12 protein-coding genes and 2 pseudogenes are annotated in these 20,398 nt (G+C 42.6%); 10 read left to right on the top strand and 4 right to left on the bottom strand.

Annotation, left to right across the window (positions count from 1 at the left end):
• The first annotated feature begins 11 nt into the window (after nucleotides 1–11).
• Together OCW38_RS19360 and OCW38_RS19355 are read left to right on the top strand one after the other, a co-directional pair.
• Nucleotides 12–1,091 carry an AI-2E family transporter gene (locus OCW38_RS19360; RefSeq protein ID WP_010430492.1) on the top strand — a complete coding sequence of 360 codons (1,080 nt, stop codon included), beginning with the start codon at nucleotides 12–14 and terminating at the stop codon, nucleotides 1,089–1,091.
• Complete coding sequence (locus OCW38_RS19355; RefSeq protein ID WP_010430488.1) at nucleotides 1,092–1,751, top strand: potassium channel family protein; 660 nt, start codon at nucleotides 1,092–1,094, stop codon at nucleotides 1,749–1,751. It begins immediately after the preceding gene.
• A gap of 101 nt (nucleotides 1,752–1,852) precedes the next feature.
• Here OCW38_RS19355 and OCW38_RS19350 read toward each other — a convergent pair.
• A pseudogene (locus tag OCW38_RS19350) lies at nucleotides 1,853–2,110 on the bottom strand (hypothetical protein); the annotation flags it as partial.
• A 458-nt stretch (nucleotides 2,111–2,568) separates the two neighbouring features.
• Between OCW38_RS19350 and OCW38_RS19345 the strand changes: the two are divergent.
• Complete coding sequence (locus tag OCW38_RS19345; RefSeq protein ID WP_016795043.1) at nucleotides 2,569–3,162, top strand: hypothetical protein; 594 nt, start codon at nucleotides 2,569–2,571, stop codon at nucleotides 3,160–3,162.
• Between the two features lie 230 nt (nucleotides 3,163–3,392).
• On the opposite strand, the gene OCW38_RS19340 is transcribed toward OCW38_RS19345, so the two are convergent.
• On the bottom strand, nucleotides 3,393–3,602 hold the full coding sequence (locus OCW38_RS19340; RefSeq protein ID WP_010430480.1) for a hypothetical protein: 210 nt from the start codon (nucleotides 3,600–3,602) through the stop codon (nucleotides 3,393–3,395).
• A 1,132-nt stretch (nucleotides 3,603–4,734) separates the two neighbouring features.
• Here OCW38_RS19340 and OCW38_RS19335 point away from each other — a divergent pair.
• From OCW38_RS19335 to OCW38_RS19310, 6 genes and pseudogenes are all read left to right on the top strand, one after another.
• A pseudogene (locus OCW38_RS19335) lies at nucleotides 4,735–5,665 on the top strand (siderophore ABC transporter substrate-binding protein).
• Nucleotides 5,666–5,763: 98 nt separating this feature from the next.
• Nucleotides 5,764–6,717 carry an ABC transporter permease gene (locus OCW38_RS19330; RefSeq protein WP_016768309.1) on the top strand — a complete coding sequence of 318 codons (954 nt, stop codon included), beginning with the start codon at nucleotides 5,764–5,766 and terminating at the stop codon, nucleotides 6,715–6,717.
• Nucleotides 6,710–7,660, top strand: a complete 951-nt coding sequence (locus OCW38_RS19325; RefSeq protein WP_261895779.1) for an iron chelate uptake ABC transporter family permease subunit — start codon at nucleotides 6,710–6,712, stop codon at nucleotides 7,658–7,660. Before OCW38_RS19330 ends, OCW38_RS19325 begins: the two co-directional genes overlap by 8 nt.
• Nucleotides 7,661–7,672: 12 nt before the next feature.
• Complete coding sequence (locus tag OCW38_RS19320; protein WP_261895777.1) at nucleotides 7,673–8,437, top strand: iron ABC transporter ATP-binding protein; 765 nt, start codon at nucleotides 7,673–7,675, stop codon at nucleotides 8,435–8,437.
• Between the two features lie 477 nt (nucleotides 8,438–8,914).
• Nucleotides 8,915–9,940: an HD-GYP domain-containing protein gene (locus OCW38_RS19315; protein ID WP_010430468.1), complete on the top strand. Its 1,026-nt coding sequence runs from the start codon at nucleotides 8,915–8,917 to the stop codon at nucleotides 9,938–9,940.
• Entirely contained in the window at nucleotides 9,933–14,861 is a 4,929-nt protein-coding gene (locus tag OCW38_RS19310) for a response regulator (protein WP_261895774.1), read from the top strand. The genes OCW38_RS19315 and OCW38_RS19310 overlap by 8 nt, the downstream gene beginning before the upstream one ends.
• Nucleotides 14,862–15,057: 196 nt before the next feature.
• Here the strand turns inward: OCW38_RS19310 and OCW38_RS19305 are convergent, their stop codons facing one another.
• The gene (locus tag OCW38_RS19305; protein WP_016768313.1) at nucleotides 15,058–15,948 is read right to left on the bottom strand and encodes a LysR family transcriptional regulator; all 891 of its coding nucleotides are present in this window, start codon (nucleotides 15,946–15,948) and stop codon (nucleotides 15,058–15,060) included.
• Nucleotides 15,949–16,207: 259 nt separating this feature from the next.
• Between OCW38_RS19305 and OCW38_RS19300 the strand changes: the two genes are divergently transcribed.
• Nucleotides 16,208–17,383 (top strand): MFS transporter, encoded by a 1,176-nt coding sequence (locus tag OCW38_RS19300; protein ID WP_261895772.1) that lies wholly within the window; start codon nucleotides 16,208–16,210, stop codon nucleotides 17,381–17,383.
• 282 nt (nucleotides 17,384–17,665) lie between these two features.
• Here the strand turns inward: OCW38_RS19300 and OCW38_RS19295 are convergent, their stop codons facing one another.
• Nucleotides 17,666–20,386 carry an immune inhibitor A domain-containing protein gene (locus OCW38_RS19295; protein ID WP_261895770.1) on the bottom strand — a complete coding sequence of 907 codons (2,721 nt, stop codon included), beginning with the start codon at nucleotides 20,384–20,386 and terminating at the stop codon, nucleotides 17,666–17,668.
• Between the last annotated feature and the right edge of the window lie 12 nt (nucleotides 20,387–20,398).

Genomic DNA, 20,398 nt, shown 5'->3' with positions numbered 1-20,398 from the left:
AAGGACGTCTCATGAAGCTAACCGATGATTTTTCAAAACAGGCGATTGATGCCGCAATCAAAATTGCAGCCATTGCCATGCTCGTCTATTGGTGTTTTTCGATTTTGCGCCCATTTATTTTACTGGTGGTGTGGGGGGCGATTATTGCGACTGCGCTGTATCCAGTGGCGGTCGCCATTTCAAATAAAACGGGTATGTCAAAAGGAAAAGCCAGTGCATTGCTGAGCTTTATTGGCGTAATTCTGTTACTGATTCCTCTCGTTGCACTTTCTTCTGGTATTTACACCAGCACTTCAGATTTGATGACCGGTCTTCAAGACGGCACCTTATCACTGCCTAAACCGAAAGAGTCCTTACAAGAGATTCCATTCATTGGAGAGAGGGTTTATTCAACATTGGTTGCCGCCTCAAATAATATAGAAGGCACTTTTATCAAATATGCTGACGAATTGAAGATCTTTGCATCTAAAGCAGCGTCTGTTTTAGGTTCTTTGGGGGGCGGTTTTATTCAATTCATTATCTCGACCATTATTGCTGGCGCGTTCATGAGTAACGCTGAGCGATGCCAAACGGGTGTGACTCACTTGGTGGCTCGCTTAACTGACGGTAAAGGTAAAGAACTTGTTCAACTATCTAAAGCAACGGTACGTAGCGTAGTACAAGGTGTGATTGGTGTGGCCGTCATTCAATCCATCATGTCAGCAATCGGATTAGTTATTGCGGGCGTTCCAGCGGCAGCCATGTGGGCGTTAGCGGTATTGTTGATCGCTATTATCCAACTGCCACCCATTCTTGCTCTGCTACCTGCGATCATCTACATGTTCAGTGTTGAATCGACACTTGCGGCGAGTTTGTTCTTAGTGTGGTGTATTTTAGTGAGCGGTAGTGACGCGATTTTGAAGCCGATGTTGTTGAGCCGCGGCTCTCATATCCCTATGTTGGTGATTCTGTTAGGTGCGTTAGGTGGTATGGCAATGTCGGGTATTGTGGGCCTATTTGTTGGTGCAGTAATACTCAGTTTGACCTACGAACTTATGATGGCTTGGCTTGGCCTTGAAGATAAAGGCGAAGAAGACCAAGAGGCAAAGTAAATGAAACCAGTTTCGAAAGACGACAACTTCTACTTCTTGTTTTATGCACTGTTGGTGTTGTTTTTTGGTTGTGCTGTGATGCAGCAGTTCTATCCGCAAGGACAGAAAACAATACTATTTATTATCATTATTACTTTGGCGAGTTCAATTGTTGGTATTCATAAAGAGCGAGCTTTGTATCGCTCTTGGTATGGGATGTTGTTGATCACGGCCTTGGTGTCTGGTGTGTTTTCATTTTTGGAAGGCTATAACTTATCGGTAGTAACGTTATCGGCGTTGGCTGTGTTCTTGTTTTCACACATTTACTCTGCGTTAAAGCAAGTGATGAAAGCAAAAACGGTAACCCCTAATCACATCATCGGCTCTATCTGTATTTACTTACTGTTGGGGTTTGCTTGGTCGACTATCTATTTGTTGATTCTAGAAATCTTTCCTAACGCCTTTAATGGGTTAGAAGAGCAAATTTGGCTAACAAACTTGTTCAATGCAATGTACTTTAGTTTCATTACGTTGACCACGGTTGGCTACGGTGATATATCACCGGCTTTGCCTATTGCTCAGTTCTTTGTGTTTATGGAATCCATTATTGGCAGTTTCTACTTGGCCATCATGGTGGCGAGCTTGGTGAGTATTCGGCTTGCTCAATCTCAATCCCAATAAAGGACACACAAAGAAGCTCGGTAATTGCCGGGCTTCTTCTATCGTATGAGCTTCAAAGTATGTATGGGCTTTGAGCTTTAATTTTGTGTGCCCTAGGAATCTTAGGCCTCAGTGCCTTGTATCTTTTCTAGCTTTTCGATAGTCGTTTGCGACACGAGCTGACCATCCATATAGTAGCTAACGTTTTGACCATCTTTGATTCCGGTAAGCGTTCCTGTTTCACCAGAGGTATAGACGATATCCATTTGAACCGTGTTTTTGTCGATCTTAATCATCGCACCCGTTTCAATCGTGCGATTGTTTGAGATTGGTCCTACAGGAGCTTCTTTGAGGCTTGGGTCTAGGCCGTCGTTCAGTTTTGAAAGGGAGGTTGTGGCAATACCAACGGTTACTTCATGACATAGGTGTAAGTTTTTACTGCAAGCCAACGTAAAAGGCGAAAGATAAGGGTAGTGGCTTTAAAAGCAAACTTGGCGATTGAGGTCATCGCTTCAGCCGCAATGCTCAAGCATTTATGTAAATCTGATTCTTTGTATTCTGAGTAGGTCATCTTGTTATCTCATCTCTCGTTGTTATCTTTTACATATAAATAATGACTCCTGTCTAGCTCTATCCCCTGAGTACGTAATGTACGAATATTCAACGTGAAATATTTACCATTTAGTGCCACGTAGCTTAGAAATTAGCCGAAAGGGAATTCGTTGAGAGAAATTAAGCACCTGCCTAGGTGTAAGTTATTAAGTTACCGAAAAAACGAGGTTATATAGTGGTATGATCGCAGGCTCAGCACCATAAGTAATAAAGAATAGGAAACAGAATGACTCACCTTACCGAACAGCAAGAAGCTGCAATGGCGATGTTTAAAGAAAACTTACACCTTCCAAATGGTGGTTTTCATAAACTGATTATCGAGCTAAGTAAGGAATATCAGCTGCCTTTCCAAAAGGTGCGTGCGGTTTTAAAGAAAGCTCAAAAAGATGTTGAACGACAGATACGAGAAGACTTTACCAACGTTGATGACACAGTACTGAGCCAAGCGAATTGGGTAAACATCATTAAGTCGAAGCTTGTTGAGTTAGCGGAAGAAAACCAAACGGTCATGGATAAGCTGCAACTCAATCTGAAATATCAAAAAGTATTGTCGGCAACCAATGGTTCAATCGCAAGCGAAGACGAACGTGACGAGTTGATTGAAGAGTTGATTCAAGCTTATGAGAAAGAGGTGTTCAAACCTTTACTGGCGATGCTGCATACAACAAAGCTGTATTGGAAGTTAATGCTGGTGGATGAGACATGTAAGATGAATGAGGAAAATCGTGAGAAGTTCAGTGATTACCCTCAACACATGCAAGCTGCAGAACACTTATATACTTTGGATCAGAAGTTAAGGTCTATGCCGTTAACTTATTAGTCCATGAATGCACTGATAATGACTCATTGGTGATTCAGAGTTTGATATAAGTTGGTTTCAATAGAAGCACGATAACCTAGCTAGCGTTAGCCGCGTGTGAAATGCAAAAAGGGCTAGGTTTCTGATCTGTTTTACTTCTACTCTATTTCGTTCAGCTAGAGCGAATTGAGGGTGACATCTTTTGTATCTTTGGAACTAGGCAGTGTTTCTTTTTGTAGCCTTTGGAAATGCTATAGGAGTGTGAAATGTCCTAGGGTGTTTCCGTTGCCCGAAACGATAGTTCCGATGCTGTCTCGTTCATTAAATTCAAAGTCGATGAGATAACTGTTGTGTTGTAGCTTAGGCAATATGTGGCGGTGAAGTATATCGCTATTGAGCTGTCGGATCTCGGTGACCCATGAAATTTCTTCTTTATGTAAGTCTATTTTTATCGTGAGCATTTACTACCTTTAAGTTTATTAACTGATTTGTCGCGTGATAATTGGTACCAATGGGTTTGTCGTGTTGTTCTGCGTGACATAACTGTGCCTTGTGTTTATTACATTTATATTTAAGTCGTCGAACTATTGTTGATTCGCTTACTTTAAAGAAAGCAAATGATGAATAGAACGGTAGTGGGATCTATTTTAAAAGCTATTGAATGACTATCTGGGTGAAAGCTGACGCAGAGATGGTGTAACGAGGGAATCGAGAACTGTCTATGTGGAACTTGGACTTACTTTAGCATTAACAGCTCTATAGATTAGAGCCAAGTGGCGAACTATACGCCTAGTTTTTTAAATTACAACCTTATTTTCAATTAAACTTTAAATAAGCCTGAATAAATTAACGCCACTAATTGAGGGTTAAATGAGCGAATAGAGTAGGGTTCATCGCCTCACTGTCTGGGGTAACTACAGTTCTTACTCAAGTTATCTTAGGTTTACTGATTGCCTTTTTTATGATGTTTCATTTTAACTTTCTGTTATATAAAGTGTTTACATTGTAAATTGGAAGGCTGGTTTATTTGTGAACTGTTGGGTTTTGAGTTATAGAGCTAAAGCTATAAAGCTTCTTTTTGTTGATTGGTTCGGGAATGTCACCGAGCTTATCCTCTGATAAATCTAATGATTTGCTGTATTTTCAGCTATTCGCGTTTAAAAATTACCGACATCACTCCATCCATATTTCTCATCTGGACCTATTTCCTTATTCTGATGCTATTTTGAACAATCAAGCTTATGGATGAGAAAGCGCCTCCTGATTTATGAACCTCCACTGACTTGAGTCGCATTTTTTCCAGGTCGCTCTTACTACAGAGACCTTCAATTGTGAGTTCTACTCGCCACTACCTGATCTAACAAAAAATGAATACTCACTTTAACGTTTCTGAATAAGAAAGTTGTTGTTACACCAATTTAGTGCAAATATAATTGATAATAATTCTCACTTGCGTTACAGGTATGTTGTCAATTTGGCGGCAGACTTTAAATTATCGTTATTTAGCGGTTGTGTACGCCCCATACTCACCTATGAGTAATGTGACTTTCATTGTCATGAGTGGTGGTTTGTATCAATGGCAAAGGAATAAACATGAAGAAAACAATCAATGCAGTTCGTCAGCTATTGAGCGGACTTGTTATCGTTCTTTTATCGTCAGTGATGGCGATGGCTCAAGCAAACACAGTCACGATTGAACACGTTAAAGGCACAGCGCAGTTTACTGAAGTACCACAGCGAGTGGTGGTTCTTGGCCATGGTAGCTTAGACGTGCTAGATCAAATTGGTGTGCAACCAGTTGGCGCGCCTCATAGCTTGCTGCCTGATTACCTCGCTTCATACAAAGAAACGACTGCGAACACTGGCTCGTTGAGCGAACCTGATTTTGAAGCTATCTACATGTTGAAACCAGATATCATCATCGCGGAAAACCGCATGCTTAAGGTTTACGACCAACTAACACAGATCGCTCCTACGGTCATGTTCTCTATTGAAGGTGATAAGTACTGGGCTGACGCTCAACAAAACTGGCGCGCTAGGCGACATTTTTGGTAAGCAAGCTGAGGTCGAAGCGATCATTAAAGAGACTCAAGCTTCGATCACTGTGATAAACGACAAAGTGGCGTCTAACGAAACTTCAGCCATGATGCTAATGAACAACGGCAACAACATCGCTATGTTCAACAAAGGCAGCCGTTTCTCAATCATCTTTGATGATTTTGGCTTCGTTGAGTCAAAGAGTGCAACAGTGGCTCCGATCAAAGGAACACACGGCAATCTAATCTCTTTTGAATACATTGCTGATGCGAAACCTGAAGTGCTTTACGTTCTTGACCGCGAAAAAGCGATTGGCAGATCTGAAGGACGCGCACAACAACTGTTTGATAACCCATTAGTTGCGGCAACACCTGCAGCGCAGCAAGGTAACATCGTTTACCTTGATTCAAGTGCTTGGTATCTGGCAGGCGGTGGTGTGACTGCGATTCACAGAATGCTTGGTGATGTTGAACGTACTATTCAATAGTTACTCATCATCAGATTTTTGGGCTTATAAGAGTGTTCTTATAAGCCCTTTTCACTTTTCATACGGGCTACCCGAGACCTACCTTTAGTATTATTTCTATGTTGAAACCCATTGCAGCTGCTGTATTTCTTGTTGTGTTATGCATTGCGTCATTGATGATTGGAGTCGCTGAAATTAGTTTTAGTGACTTCTTCAACGGCAACCAACACGCCAACTCTATTTATATTGTTAGTCGAATTCCTAGGTTGTTCGCGATTGTGCTTGCTGGCGCGGGATTGAGTGTCGCAGGCTTGATCATGCAGCAGATCGTACAGAACAAGTTTGCCGCACCTTCGACTATGGGGACCATTGACTGTGCCATGTTAGGTTACATCGTTGGTATTCTAGTGCTGGGTAATGCCGCGCAATGGAGCTACTTAGGCTTTATTTTCGCGTTTGCCGTTTTCGGGACCATGTTGTTGGTGCGTTTCTTACAACACCTAAAATTCAAAAATGCGGTTTTGGTGCCTTTGATTGGCATCATGTACGGCAACGTCGTCTCGTCTTTAACAACCTTCATTGCTTATAAGTACGACTTAGTGCAAACCATGTCGGCATGGACGATGGCGAACTTTGCAAGTGTGTTGCAAGGCAGCTACGAAATCCTTTATCTGGCTGTGCCTGCCTGTGTGTTGGCTTACTACTTTGCGAGCCAATTTAGCGCGGCGAGCATTGGCGAGAGCTTTGCTAAAAACATCGGCCTGAATTACCAGAAAATCGTCTTCATCGGTGTTGCGCTTGTTGCTATCTGCGCCTCTTCTGTAGTGATGATCGTTGGCGTCATTCCATTCCTTGGTTTAATTGTCCCGAATATCGTGTCGTTGATGATGGGCGATAACATGAAGAAGATTTTACCTTGGACTGCTTACTGGGGCGTGATTTTAGTATTAGCTTGTGATTTATTAGCTCGAATAGTCATTTTCCCTTATGAGATCCCAATCTCGATGGTAATCAGCATCTTTGGTGGCTTAATTTTTATCTACCTAATCATGAGAGACAAGTCGAATGCGTGATTCAATAAAAATTGCGATTCTGGCTATCGCATCTTTGGGTATGGCGGCAGTATTTGTGGGGCAGGGACTCACGTGGGATAACTACGAGTTCTTCTTGTCTCTGCGATTACCAAAACTGTTGTCGATTGTGTTGGCGGCGGTAGCGATTTCTGCATCGTCATTGGTTTTTCAAACCATTACTAACAATCGAATTTTAACCCCATCCATCTTGGGTTTTGACAGTTTGTACATGCTGGTTCAAACGGTGCTTCTGTTTGTATTTGGCAGTACCAGTTTCTGGGTGATTGATTCCATCGCTAACTTTTCGTTGTCTGTGACTGTGATGATCTTGTTCTCATTTGCCCTGTTCCACTTCTACTTTAAGAGCAAGCGAAACAACGTATTTACACTGCTGTTGATTGGTATTGTGTGTGGCAGCGTATTCTCGAGTTTGTCTAGCTTCTTAGCGATGTTGATTGACCCGAACGAGTTCGCGGTGCTGCAGAATGTGATGTTCGCAAGTTTCAATAATGTGAAAGGTGAGCTGGTTTATCTCAGTCTTATTCCACTGGGTTTGAGCTTGCTTGGACTATGGTTTTTTGCGCCCAAGCTCGATGTACTTTGGCTTGGCGTCGATAACGCGACAAGCTTAGGCGTGAACACTAAGCGACTGACTCAGATTATCTTGGTGATTGTGTCAGTGATGGTGGCTGTGTCTACTGCTTTGGTTGGCCCAGTACTTTTCTTTGGCTTGATCACCGTGAGCTTGGCTCGTCAGATGTTCAGCTCTTATCAGCATCGTGTGCTTATCATTGCCAGCAGTTTATTAGCGGTGGTGCTACTTGTTTCTGGCCAATGGTTTATCGAAAAAGTGATGGCGTTTGAAACCACAGTGAGTGTGATCATTAACTTGGTTGGCGGTTTGTATTTTATGTTCTTGTTGTTACGCACCAGAATTCAGTAAAGGTAGTAAGTAGTGATTAAATTAACAGGTTTAAGTAAGAAGTATGGCAAGACACTTGTGGTGGATGATGCCAGTGCCATGTTCCCGAAAGGCGAAGTAACTTCTATCATTGGCCCAAATGGTGCGGGTAAAAGTACGCTGCTTTCAATGGCGAGTCGCTTAACAGACAGTGACGCGGGTGAAGTGGTTATTGGCGATAAGTTACTGGCTGAGTGGGATACCAAAGAGCTAGCGAAGCACCTTGCCGTGTTAAGACAATCAAACAACATCAATATGCGATTTACGATTCGTGAGTTGGTCTGTTTTGGGCGTTTTCCGCATTCCCAAGGTCGCTTGAAAGACGAAGATCATAAGATCGCCGATACAGCGCTCGAACACCTTGGCATTACCGAGATCCAAAACAAATACCTTGATGAGTTGAGTGGTGGTCAGCGTCAAATGGCGTTTATCGCGATGGTTGTGGCACAAGATACGGATTATGTGTTCCTAGATGAACCACTGAACAATCTTGATATTAAACACTCTGTTGAAATCATGCAGACGTTGCGTCGTTTAGCGCATGAGTTTAATAAAGCAGTAGTGATCGTGATTCACGACATCAACTTCGCGTCTTGCTATTCAGATAACATTGTCGCGATGAAGAAAGGAAAAGTGGTTAAGTCAGGTAAGGTTGCGGAAGTGGTTGAAAAATCAGTGATGGAGTCGATTTACGAGATCCCATTTGAGATTCGTGAGTTCGATGGTGTTCGAATCTGTATGTATTACTCTGGTCGTTAGGCCTATTAGTTTCTAGATACAAAAAGGAAAAGAGCTCCCATATGAGGAGCTCTTTTTTATTCTCCAAGCTTCTTTGCGCGTTTGCTGCTTTATCTTCTTACAATTTAAGCTTCTTGTAATTTTAACGCCTTGTAACTTCGTCATCTTCTAAGATGAGCTTCTTGCGACTGCTGATAAAGTGACCCAGGTTGATCCTTTACAGTGCGTGGTATGGTGTTGAACCCATTAACACACTCCTCAGTACCAAGATATGTTTAACCATATACTTTGAGAGTATCAGAGTATCAGAGTGTTACGCTGTAAGTTGCATAATAAATCCAGTCGAGTTTTTGACATCAAGACCTACTCATCGCTAGTTTGATGTTAGTCGAAGATCTATCCTTCATTTTTAACAAACATTTGTCATTTTCGTGTTGAGAGGTGTGAAAAGCCATCTACACTATGGTTATAACTGTCTGATTTTTATACGAGGTATCAATGAGTCGGAAACCTATAGTGTTAGTCGTAGATGACACCCCAAGTAATTTGGATGTGTTAACTGCAATACTCAAAGATATCTATCAAGTCAAAGTAGCAATTAACGGTACCATTGGTATTAAAATTGCGAAAATGGTACCGCAACCCGATCTCATTCTTCTTGATATTATGATGCCTGATATTGACGGATATGAGGTGTGCCAACAGTTAAAATCACAACCGAATACTGCCCATATTCCTATCATATTCGTGACCGCTAAAATTGGGCCCGAAGCGGAGGTAAAAGGATTGGCTTTGGGGGCTGTAGATTACCTTACCAAACCCATCACACCAGCTATTGCACTTCAGCGGGTTAAGACTCACATTACACTTTATGACCAACAACGCGCGTTGTTTAGTCAGGTAAAAGAGAAAACTCAAGAGATCAATCTCGGTAAGCTAGAAACCCTGAACATATTGGGTAGAGCGGCTGAATTTAAAGATAATGAAACTGGTATGCACGTCATGCGCATGAGTCATTATTGTGAAGTATTAGCTAAAGCCTTAGGCATGACAGACGAAGATGCAGAGACTCTCCGTGATGCGGCGCCGATGCATGATATTGGGAAAATCGGCATTCCTGATAGTGTGTTATTGAAGCCCGGTAAGTTGGATGCTGATGAATGGGCTACCATGCAAAAGCACGTTGAGTATGGTGTTGAGATACTAGGTAGACAAAGCGATTCAAAGTTGATGCGAATGGCAACCCAAGTGGCGCAGTATCACCATGAAAAATGGGATGGCAGCGGTTATCCAAATCAGATCGCGGGTGAAGCTATTCCTTTAGTTGGTCGGATTGCGGCTGTTGCTGACGTGTTTGATGCTCTGACGGCTGAAAGACCTTACAAAAAAGCGTGGAGTGTTGAAGAGGCGCTTGCTCTAATTACGGAGCAGAAAGGCAAACACTTTGACCCGACAATAGTCGATTTGTTTCTCGTCAACTTGCCCGAGATACTAGCGATTAAAGAGAAGTTCAAAGATGAATAAGCGCTTTATTACATGGATTAATCAGTGTTTTATTCTCATTTCAAGCTTATCGCTTCTGATCGTTGGTTTACCACATGCTTATGCTGAAAGCGTCAGTGAAGATGATTTAACCCAGTGGTTAGAAAGCAAACCAACAGTGACCTTTATCGCGCTTTCCAGTCATTATCCTTATTCATTTATCGATGATGAAGGTGAGGTATCCGGTATTATTCGAGATTGGGCGAAAGAGTTTGAACTCAATTATGGAATTGAAACGAACTTTATAAGTGTGAACTCTCATTCCGAAGCAAAGCAGGTCCTACTTGATGGGCGTGGCGATGTTTTTCCTTTCCAGCAATTCGACCCAAGCGAAGGCGGTCGATTTCTCGCTACTAGCCCTTATATTCCCTACCAAATCGCGGTGATTCTCCCTACCGACGATCCTACTAATAATAACATCGAGCAATCTGATAAGCGTCGTATCGCCATGGTGCGAAATAGTATCGATCTAGAAAAGTCAGGAGTACAACTCAGCTCGATCGAAAGAGTTCAATTTGATACTGCTATTGATGCTATTCGTGCTCTGGAAGAAGGCTCAGTCGATGGCATGCTTGCTGAGCCAGTCACTACGCTAGATCTCGCTCACAAGAGCGGCGTATACAGTTTAGCGGTTAATTACGTTCTCGAACGCTGGAAATACATAGAAGCTTCAATGGTTGTTCGAACTAGGGACGCCAAACTGCTTGCTTTGTTAAACCAACAAATCGCAACATTTGATATTGGGAAGAAAAACCGGATTTTATCGCACTGGTTAAAAGATTCGCCCTATCGCACTCCAGTAAAAGGTGTGTTTGGATTTGGTAACCCTCCTTACATGTACCCAGAAAGTACATCTGTAGGGATTGAGCATGACATTATGCAGCGCGCGCTCAACAATATGGGATATCGACTTGGTGACGTTGTCACTCTTCCTCGTAGCGCAGCCAACCAGGCTATTGATAATAATAGTTCGATATCGTTTGTTTCAGGAATACAGGCTGATGGGGCTTCAGTACATTTTTTGAGTGATAAAATCATGGATGTTGAGTTTGTACCTATTTCGCTAAAAAGGCGCAACTTGAACCTCAACTCTGCCGAAAATTTATCGCTGGGTGCTTTGCTATTTGATGATACTTCGCCAATAAAAAACTCCGTTGAGATACTGAGAAACAAAGTCAGTATCGGTAGCCTTGAGGATATCGACAGCCTAGAATCTGCATTTTCTCAGCTACGTGCACAAAACGTCGATCTATTAATGGTTGAGAAACGGGTGCTGAGGTGGTTTGTCATGAATACCCGTTTCATTGAGATGCGTGAAATCGAACTACATGAAGATTTTAAAGTCAACTATCCGATTTATGTGGATTTTAGATCAGCTAAGCTAAGAGACAGCTTCAATGAAGCGATTAAACATCTAAAGCAAACTAATGACGAGTTTGAGCAGATACTTGAAACTCAAGTTAGGAATGATCTTACTCCAGTACTTAGGAAGGCCGACATCATTGCTCAAATATCGGCTTATTTTATTGTGAATGACCGCTTTGAAGAGCTCCCTAGGATCTTCGATATATTCGATGCTGAGCATACTTTTAGAGTGATTTCCGCACAAGCAGATAACAACAAAAGGCCTATTGAGTCTTGGTATTTAGGCGAAGATCTAGATTCCTCACTGAACAAAAAAAACACCTCCAAATTATCATCTGTGACTAAAGGCGCTGGCTATAAAACGCAAACAGGAAGTGTTAATGCAGGGTTCATGACGTTTTACTTTGATGTTAGTTCCGTCGAAAGAAATTATGTATATTTCCCTTCCATTGAACAATTTGAATCGTTTGGAGAAGGAGCACAGCGTTATATCGCCGGTGTCTATCAATCAAACAACTTGACTGGTGAGCTTCTAAATCTCAGCCAAAAAGAGCGTCAATGGATCAAGAACCATCCCGAACTAAAAGTAGGTATCGACCCCAATTCATTACCTTATGAAGCCTTGTCTAGTAAGGATGAATATATTGGAATGATTGATGATTACCTGACGTTAATTGAACAAAAAACTGGGTTACGATTGAGTCATGTTGATGTTGAAAACTGGCAAGAAACTCGCAGACTTGTTGATCACCGTCAGGTTCATCTAGTGTCTGCTGCTGTCGAGAACCGCTCGTTAGGTGAAAATGTAAAACCAGCAAAAGCGCTATTTTCTAGCCGTCTTGCTATAGCTTCACACCGAGATATTAATAGTCTTGTGCTGGAAGAAGCTTATGGATGGAAGCTTGGAATATTAGCAAATGGTGCCAATACTGAAGCTATTGTGGAAAGTTACCCAAATATTGAATGGGAGCTTGTCGATTTTACGAGAAAAGGGTTGGAGCGAGTTGAGTCTGGTGAGCTCGATGGAATTATTGACACTGTCGACGTGCTTAATTACTTGATCGATTCGTTTGGTTACCGAGGTATTGGGATCATTGGGCGATTAGATTTTTTCTTGTCACCAACATTTCATGTCATAAAGTCTGAGCCGTTATTGTTGTCAATTATGAATAAAGCGATTGAAAATATATCAGCTGAAGATCATCAAAAAATATCAGCTAAATGGGCGGCACCTAAAGCGATTGAAAAAATTGATTACCAACTGGTTTATACCATATCGGTATTCTCGATCGTGATAGTGTTGCTGATTGTATTTTGGAATAGAAAGCTATCCAAACAAATCACTATTGCCAATAACGCGACCGAAGCACTTCGCAAAGCACAAGATCAACTATACAACATCCTGAATACTTCGCCTATCGCGGCGAGTGTCATTGTTGATGACCAAGTGCGTTATGCAAATGATACGGCCAAACGCCTATTTGGGGTGGGACGAAAAGAACTCTCTTCTATCGATGTTGAAGTTGTTTATGACTCTTTGTCTGATCGTGATGCGTTTGACAAAGAGCTAGATCTTAACGGTAAAGTAGTCAACCGGGAGTTAGTGCTGAGAAAGTTTGATGGAGGCCGCTTTGTCGCGCTTGTGAGCTATTACCTATTTGAACTTGATGGGGAAGTCGCGACTCTATTTTGGGCTTTTGATATCTCTGAAATGAAGCGCCTAAATGAGCAACTTGAAGAAGAGAAAGAGAGAGCCGATCTGGCTAGCCAAGCTAAATCTGATTTCTTAGCTAACATGAGCCATGAGATCAGAACACCGATGAATGCGATTATCGGTTTGTCTTATTTGGCTATTGGCGAAATATCTAATCCTGTTGCTCGAAATTATATCGAGAAAGTGCATCGTTCAGGACATTCACTGTTAAGTATCATTAACGATATCCTCGATTTTTCTAAAATAGAAGCGGGGCAGCTATTCATTGATAGCATCCCATTTAACCCTATGGTGACCTTTAAAGATGTCATAGAACTGATGGAGTCTAAGGCGTCAGAAAAGCAACTTAACCTATCGATGTCTGTTGACCCAGAGTTAAACAGTCCAATGCTCGGCGACCCGTTAAGGCTCTTTCAAGTCATTCTTAACCTTATTGGTAATGCCATTAAATTCACAGAGTTTGGACATGTGACATTAACCGCTGTTCTACTGGAGTCTAACGATCACAGCGTGAGTATGAAGATCAGTGTATCCGATTCGGGAATCGGGATATCAGAAGAGAATCGACACAAGCTCTTTCAAGCATTTAGTCAAGCTGACAGCACCACGACCCGAAAATTTGGTGGTACTGGTTTAGGTTTGAATATTAGTCAGAAACTCGTGCATGCTATGGGCAGTAAAATTTCAGTCGAGAGCGTGTTGGGTAACGGCAGTGAATTCTCTTTCCCTATCACGTTACTTAAATCGAATGCACAAGAACTTGAGCAATTTAAGTCCCAAGAATTAAAACTTGATTACCATGTTGAATTTAAAGGGCAAAGGGTACTTTTGGTTGAAGATAATGAACTGAATCAAGACTTGGCATTGGCGTTCTTGGATCGTTTCAAGCTAAACGCAGATTTGGCCGAAAATGGTCAAGAGGCCGTTTCACTAGCCAAAAATAATGATTACGAAGTCATTTTAATGGATCTTCAAATGCCAGTTATGGATGGCTTTGAAGCGACACGGAAAATTCGAGAGTTTGACATGCAAGTTCCTATCATTGCGATGTCGGCTAATGTGTTCGCTGATACCAAACAGAGAGCAAGAGACGCAGGGGTAACAGATTTCCTAGATAAGCCGATAATCATTGATGAAGCAAGCTCTTTGCTTATTAAGTACATTGTGCCTGAGGTTATGGTCGAAGGAAAAGCTGCACCTTTAACGGATCAAGTGGTGAGCTCAGCGGAGAACGATGACCATTCCATTGATGAGAACTCTGAAGAATCTCCTGTATTCTCAAAACAGCGCTTTGAGCAACTCACTCAATCCGACGTTGAACTCCAAGATAAGCTGCTTAGAAAGTTCGACAATAGTGCACCAAAGATCATGGCAGAGGCCTTTGAGAGTCATGAGAAAGGTGAATGGGTGAATTTAGAGCGTAGTCTACATACCTTGAAAAGTATGGCAGCATCGATTGGTGGAGTACGTTTAGCAGGCTTGCTAAGTGATTTAGAGGCGAAAGCCCATGCGAAGGAGTGTCATGAGTTTGATCTTCAAGAAGGTAAACATGGTTTGCTCGAGCTCATTAAGGCTATTGAAAGTCAATTTGATAAATCACAAGTAGTTGAAGCGGTTAATCTAGGAGCTTTGTCGTCAACGGTGACAGAGAAGCAAAGAGTGAAGTTGCTCAGTCTACTTGAAGCCTACGACAACGAAGCTGCGCAATATGTGTCTGAGTTACTTGTTTTGTATCCAAGTTCTGCCGAGCTTAAAGAGGTGCAACGTGCGCTGGATGGGTATGATTTCGAGCGGGCGACTGACGTAATCCGAACTTTTCAATAATCACATAATTTGTGTTAAATCACATCAGTACTCAAAAAATTGGCCCTTTTAACTGTTTTAGTTTAGGGGCCAATAATGTTGGAGGAACCGATGAAGCTAAAGGTCAAATGCAGTTAAAGATTAAATGCAGTTAAAGACTAAATGCAGTAAACAGCTACAATACGGTAAAAGGGTCTAATCAAATCGGCAAACACACCTAATCACGGACATTTTGTTTGATTAGATCAATGACAGTATCGTATCTGTGTGGCAGTTTTCGGTTCCTCTTCTGAACCAAATACAGCGTTTCTTCTACCTTTACCTTTGGTGGTACAACGTACAGCTTATCTCTGCCTGGGAAGTGTTCAACAGCACCGGCGGGCAGTACCGTAAAGCCTAATCCTTTTGATACTGGTAGCAATATTTGATGAAGTTGATTGATGTAGCCAGACTTTGGTATTTCGTTGATGTTGATATTCGCCAAATCTTTGTCTCCGCATAAGTCGAAATACAAAGACAGATAATGGGCAGAGTCTGGGTGCGCAATTAATCCAATGTCATCCAACACTTTTGGTGTTATCTCTAAACCTGCATGGCTTTGATGGACGATTAAACACAACGCTTCTTTACCGATGACTTGGCTTTGATAATAACTGTCGTTTGGAGAATGTCTCACGATGCCGATATCTGTCGTGCCCTCAAGTAAGTCATTTAATATTTTCTTGTTGGGAGCTGCTTCTAGGTTAATGCTTAATTCTCTATGCTGTTGCTGCAATTCAAGAAGCTTTGGATAAAGGCGCAGAGATAAAGAGCCAGAGCACGAAAGGTTGCATTGCCCTGAATAAGGGTTATCAAAATTCAAAGACTCGAAAAGATCTTCTTGGTCTTTTTCCAGTTTGAGAGCATAGCGATACATAATGCGACCTTGCTCGGTAAGTTCGAAGCTCTTATTTTCCCTCGATAAAAGGTCACAATCACACACTTGCTCTAGCTTTTTGATATGTTGGCTAACTCCGGGCTGCGTCATATACAGCTTTTCGGCCGTTTGGGTAAAATGACCTACTTCAACCAGAGTCTTAAACGTGTTTAGCCAAAGCGGGTTAATCATACTCATTTCCAAATCCCCAAACCTGTGAATAGCAAAATTAAAATCAACATGAATAACGAAAAATTATTATTCTATTAAGTAATGATAATTTCAACCTCAAAAAGACACTTCTATGGAAATCAAAGCAAGCTAGTGTAAAGCGAACGATATGTGTTTTTGGCTAGATACGGACGTTAATCTATTTATTGAGTAACAAAGTGTTGCGACTTTGTTGAATGTTTGGTTTATTGGCCGACTACGATCGTATTTGGGAATGAAGATGAATAGAAACGTTTGGCTGCTATCACTGTGTCAGGCCTTATTGATGACGGGTAATATATTACTGATCTCGGTGATTGGTTTGATAGGTAAACAGATCGCCCCTAGTGTCAGCATGATTACTTTACCCGTTGCTTTACAGTTTTTAGGTTTAATGGCGGCCACTATTCCCGCGTCTTTAATTTCAGGTAAGTTAGGACGAAAACGAGGGTTTAGTATTGGCAACGTAGTCGGTATTAAAGGGGCAAGTCTTGCAACTTACGCGTTATCTCAACAACACTTTTATCTGTTTTGCTTCGCCACATTTTTGCTTGGGATAGGTATAGGTTTTGGCACGCTTTATCGTTTCGCTGCTATCGAAGTGTGCGATGAAAATGCTCGCCATCGTGCGATTTCTATATCAATGGCTGGTGGCGTTCTTGCTGCCGTGTTAGGGCCTAACTTGGCGATTATGTCGCAACAATGGTCGCAAGATGGCTTGTATATTGGTGCTTTTGCTTCGTTGATTGGATTGAACATTCTTGCGTTGCTTATCTTACAAACCATTCAATTTCCAAGAGTCTCTTTTAATAGTCAGGCTCCCAAAGCTGATCCTTTAGGTGTGATCGTTAAAGCACCGAACTTTATTGGAGCAGTTTTTGCTGCAATGGTCGCTTATGCGGTGATGAATATCCTAATGACAGCAACACCGTTGGCAATGATTGGCTGTGGTTTTGATTTTACCAAGGCGGCTGGCGTGATTGAGTGGCATGTTCTGGGGATGTTTGTACCTGCATTCTTTACCGGATCGCTTATCGAGAAGTTTGGCTCAAGAATGATGATCTTGGCGGGCGGGATTCTGTTCGTTGTCTGTATTGCGATTAACATTCATGGCGAATCTATCTGGCACTTCAGAGCGGCCTTGGTCGTGCTAGGTGTAGGTTGGAACTTCATGTTTATCGCGGCAACAGGCTTGTTTAGTCAGTCTTACCAATTGCAAAACAAAGCCAAGGCTCAAGCATTCAATGAATTTGTTGTCTTTGGTTGTGTGACTATCACAGCGATGCTTTCTGGTTGGCTAGAATCAACAGCAGGGTGGCAGAACCTTAATATCTACGTATTACCCTTCGTATTAGCTGTGATCTTGCTGTTCGCTTTTAGCGCGCGTAAATCGCGTGTTCAAAAACAGCCAGTATGATGATTTTCTGAGCCTCCAAGCCTCCAAGCCTCCAAGCCTCCAAGCCTCCAAGCCTCCAATTAATTCAAGCTTATTATAGGTAGTACGAATCTTGTTAGATTGAAATACAGACTAATAAAAAGCCCTACCATTTGGTAGGGCTTTGCTTACGGCTTAAATAATCACGTTTTCTTAAAACTGCTGTCGTGGCTTATCTCCTGTGACAACAGTACTTAAGTTTGCTTTCAAGTCGATATGGTAGAGTCCACATCGCTATTATTGGGTTTAAAAACCTGCTGTGATTTACAGGTCGACTAAAATTGTCTTAGTCGTAATCCCACCTTGGTCATCGATTATCTTCAGTGTCACCTCGTGCTTTCCGTATGAAGGGAAGATTGACGTGAATGTGCGACCACGTTTCACCTTTCCGTTTGGAAGTGTCCACTTGGTATCAACAATACGACCATCGCTGTCTGAACTTGTAGACCACATGGTTACCCAACGCCCCAAGTGTATGTACTTCGCTCTCGCTTCTGGAAGAGCATTTGGAGACTCAACAACCACTAATGAGCTAAACGAATCGGTAGCGCCTTTGTCGTCGACAACGGTCAAGCTTACCGTGTATTCACCGGCTTGCTCGTAAGACCAAGTTGGTGTCACTTCGTTGCTTGTTGTACTGTTTCCAAAGTCCCATAGATAATTGGTGATTTCACCGTCTTGATCAGAACTGAAGTTACGTGCAGAAACGTTCCGGCCAGTAACATCGACCTCGAAGTTTGCAGTAGGGGCGACGTTGTGTTGGTTTACTTTAGATAAACGCACCACACCATATTCGTTGTTTTCACCTTGGTTGAGTATTTCAATTTCAAGGCCAAACTCTGTTAACTTACGCCCTGAGTCTGGTGCTTGAGGTGATGCGTAGTCTTCAGTATCTGAGAAGTTGGCAGTTCCAACTAAGTTGGTGTCTTCTAGTACGTCGTTATCTCCATTGACGAGGCGCATTGGTGCTTGATCACTCAGTGAGAATGCAGCATCACGCACTTGGAATCGAGTTTGAGCGACTTCTCCTGAATTCGCCCATGCCATGGCATTTTGATCTGCATCCACCACACCTAGCCAACCTTCGCCTGGGTGTTTGCCTACCCAGTTATCGGTGAGAGCTTCATCGACGTACCAAATAATGAGGCCCGGTTCGAATGAGATCAGTTGACCCATGCGTTTGATGTTGGCTAGACCTTCATCAACGTCCATGTGGCTACGCCATTGCAGCAGGTAGTAGTGTTGCGCTTGGTGGAATCCATTACTCAGCTTGTAGCCATTTAGGGCGAAGGTGGAGTTGCTTTCACCATCGTCTATTGAGGTGACTTCACCATCAACGATAACACTGAGGTTATCCAGATAGAAGCCTTCCATCGCCAAGCCACCATCGGTGATGTACTCGAATGACAGTTCTACTTCTTTGCCTACCCATTGTGAAACGTCAAACTCAGCGTCAATCCACCCGCCAGATTCGCCCCCAATAGCAGGAACGAGGCCAGTATTGTATGGGTCATCCATTGAGGTGATGTTGCCTGCGATGGCTTGTCCATTCACGAGTACCCGCGCAAAGTCGTAGTCTTTTTCAATCTCGTACCAAGTTTTGAAAGACAGCAGCGCAGATTCACCCGCTGGAATCACCAACTTGCGAGTCATGTTATTTTTCAGGTCATCGCCTTTTTGAGAGTGGAACGAATACTCTCCCTCAAAGGGTTTCAGACTTTCAATTTGCTTTTCAGGAAGATCGACCTTAATCATGTTCGGACGGTTGTTATCCGTTGTTTGGAACAACGTATAAACTTGTGGGTTGTCTTCTAGGTCATCAATTGAGATCTGGTCGTCGTTAATCCAACGTCCGCCAATCGATTTTTGTAGGAAGTGTTTTGCCCAAGAGCTGAATGCCGTTGGTTGTGTACCACCAATTTGACCAGCCCAACTGCCTGAAGACATGATTGACCAATAGGAAACCGGTTCACCTTTGCCTGTGTATTGAGTGTCATACTCATCAGGTAAGCCTAAATCGTGGCCGTATTCGTGAGCACAAACCCCGGCTGCAGCATCAATCGGCTGAATAGTGTAATCGAACGCGGCGTATTGACCACCAAAGCGGTGAGGGAGGGAACTTGAGGTGCCACTAAGAATATGAGCTTGGCCAAGATTAAAGCGGTGAGACCAAATTGCATCAGGGCCTAATACGCCGCCACCGGCTTCTTCGCCTACCGATGCATGGAACACCATTAGATGATCTATCACACCATCGGGTTCGCGGAAGTTTCCGTCACCGTCGTAATCGTAACGATCTTCAATGTCGTAATCGGCAAGGTTGATACTTGGGTCTTGCGCCAGTTGATTAAGCGCTTCACGAACCAGTTCCTGTGCGTTTAAGTCGTTGTCGGTGGTAGGGGAGTTGCCACCATAGAATGACGCAGGCTTAGAAGCGCGGTACCAACCTACCGCTTGACCTGCAACGCTGTAACTATCACCTGATTCGCTTTGGTAATATTGACGCATTGAGATTAGGTTCTCGCCATTAGGTCCGATGTAGCCAGAATTTGAAAACAACAATTCTTGATAATGATTTGGATTGTAGCTCGCGTACAACATCTGAGTATGTTCTTCAGTCAGTTTGTTGTCGTCCCAGTTTAAATCAGGAAAATCAACCAGTAGAGCGAGTACTTTATCTGTACGCTTGGTGCCGACTTCCAAAGCAAAGACGCTCGCCTTTTTAACACCAGATCCTTTCTCGATGGCTTTCAGTATCTTCGCTCGTTGTTCTAGCGCTTTTTTACCGAATTGGGCATCACCTTTAAAACCAGAATTGATCTTATTCTTTAAATAACGGTCGAGCGCATCGTGTTTTGCTACATCGGTTGCGTCTTGATCAACTAAGCCTTGTCTTATTAGCATTTCAATTAGCTTGTCTTCATTAACCACGCCTAAATCAATAGGTGTCTTTGCATAACTACTGACGCTAAATAGAGCAAGCATTGCTCAGGGCAA

The organism is Vibrio cyclitrophicus (assembly GCF_024347435.1).
In the GTDB taxonomy this organism is placed as follows: Bacteria; Pseudomonadota; Gammaproteobacteria; order Enterobacterales; family Vibrionaceae; genus Vibrio; species Vibrio cyclitrophicus.
This window is presented reverse-complemented; position numbering and strand designations above follow the sequence as displayed.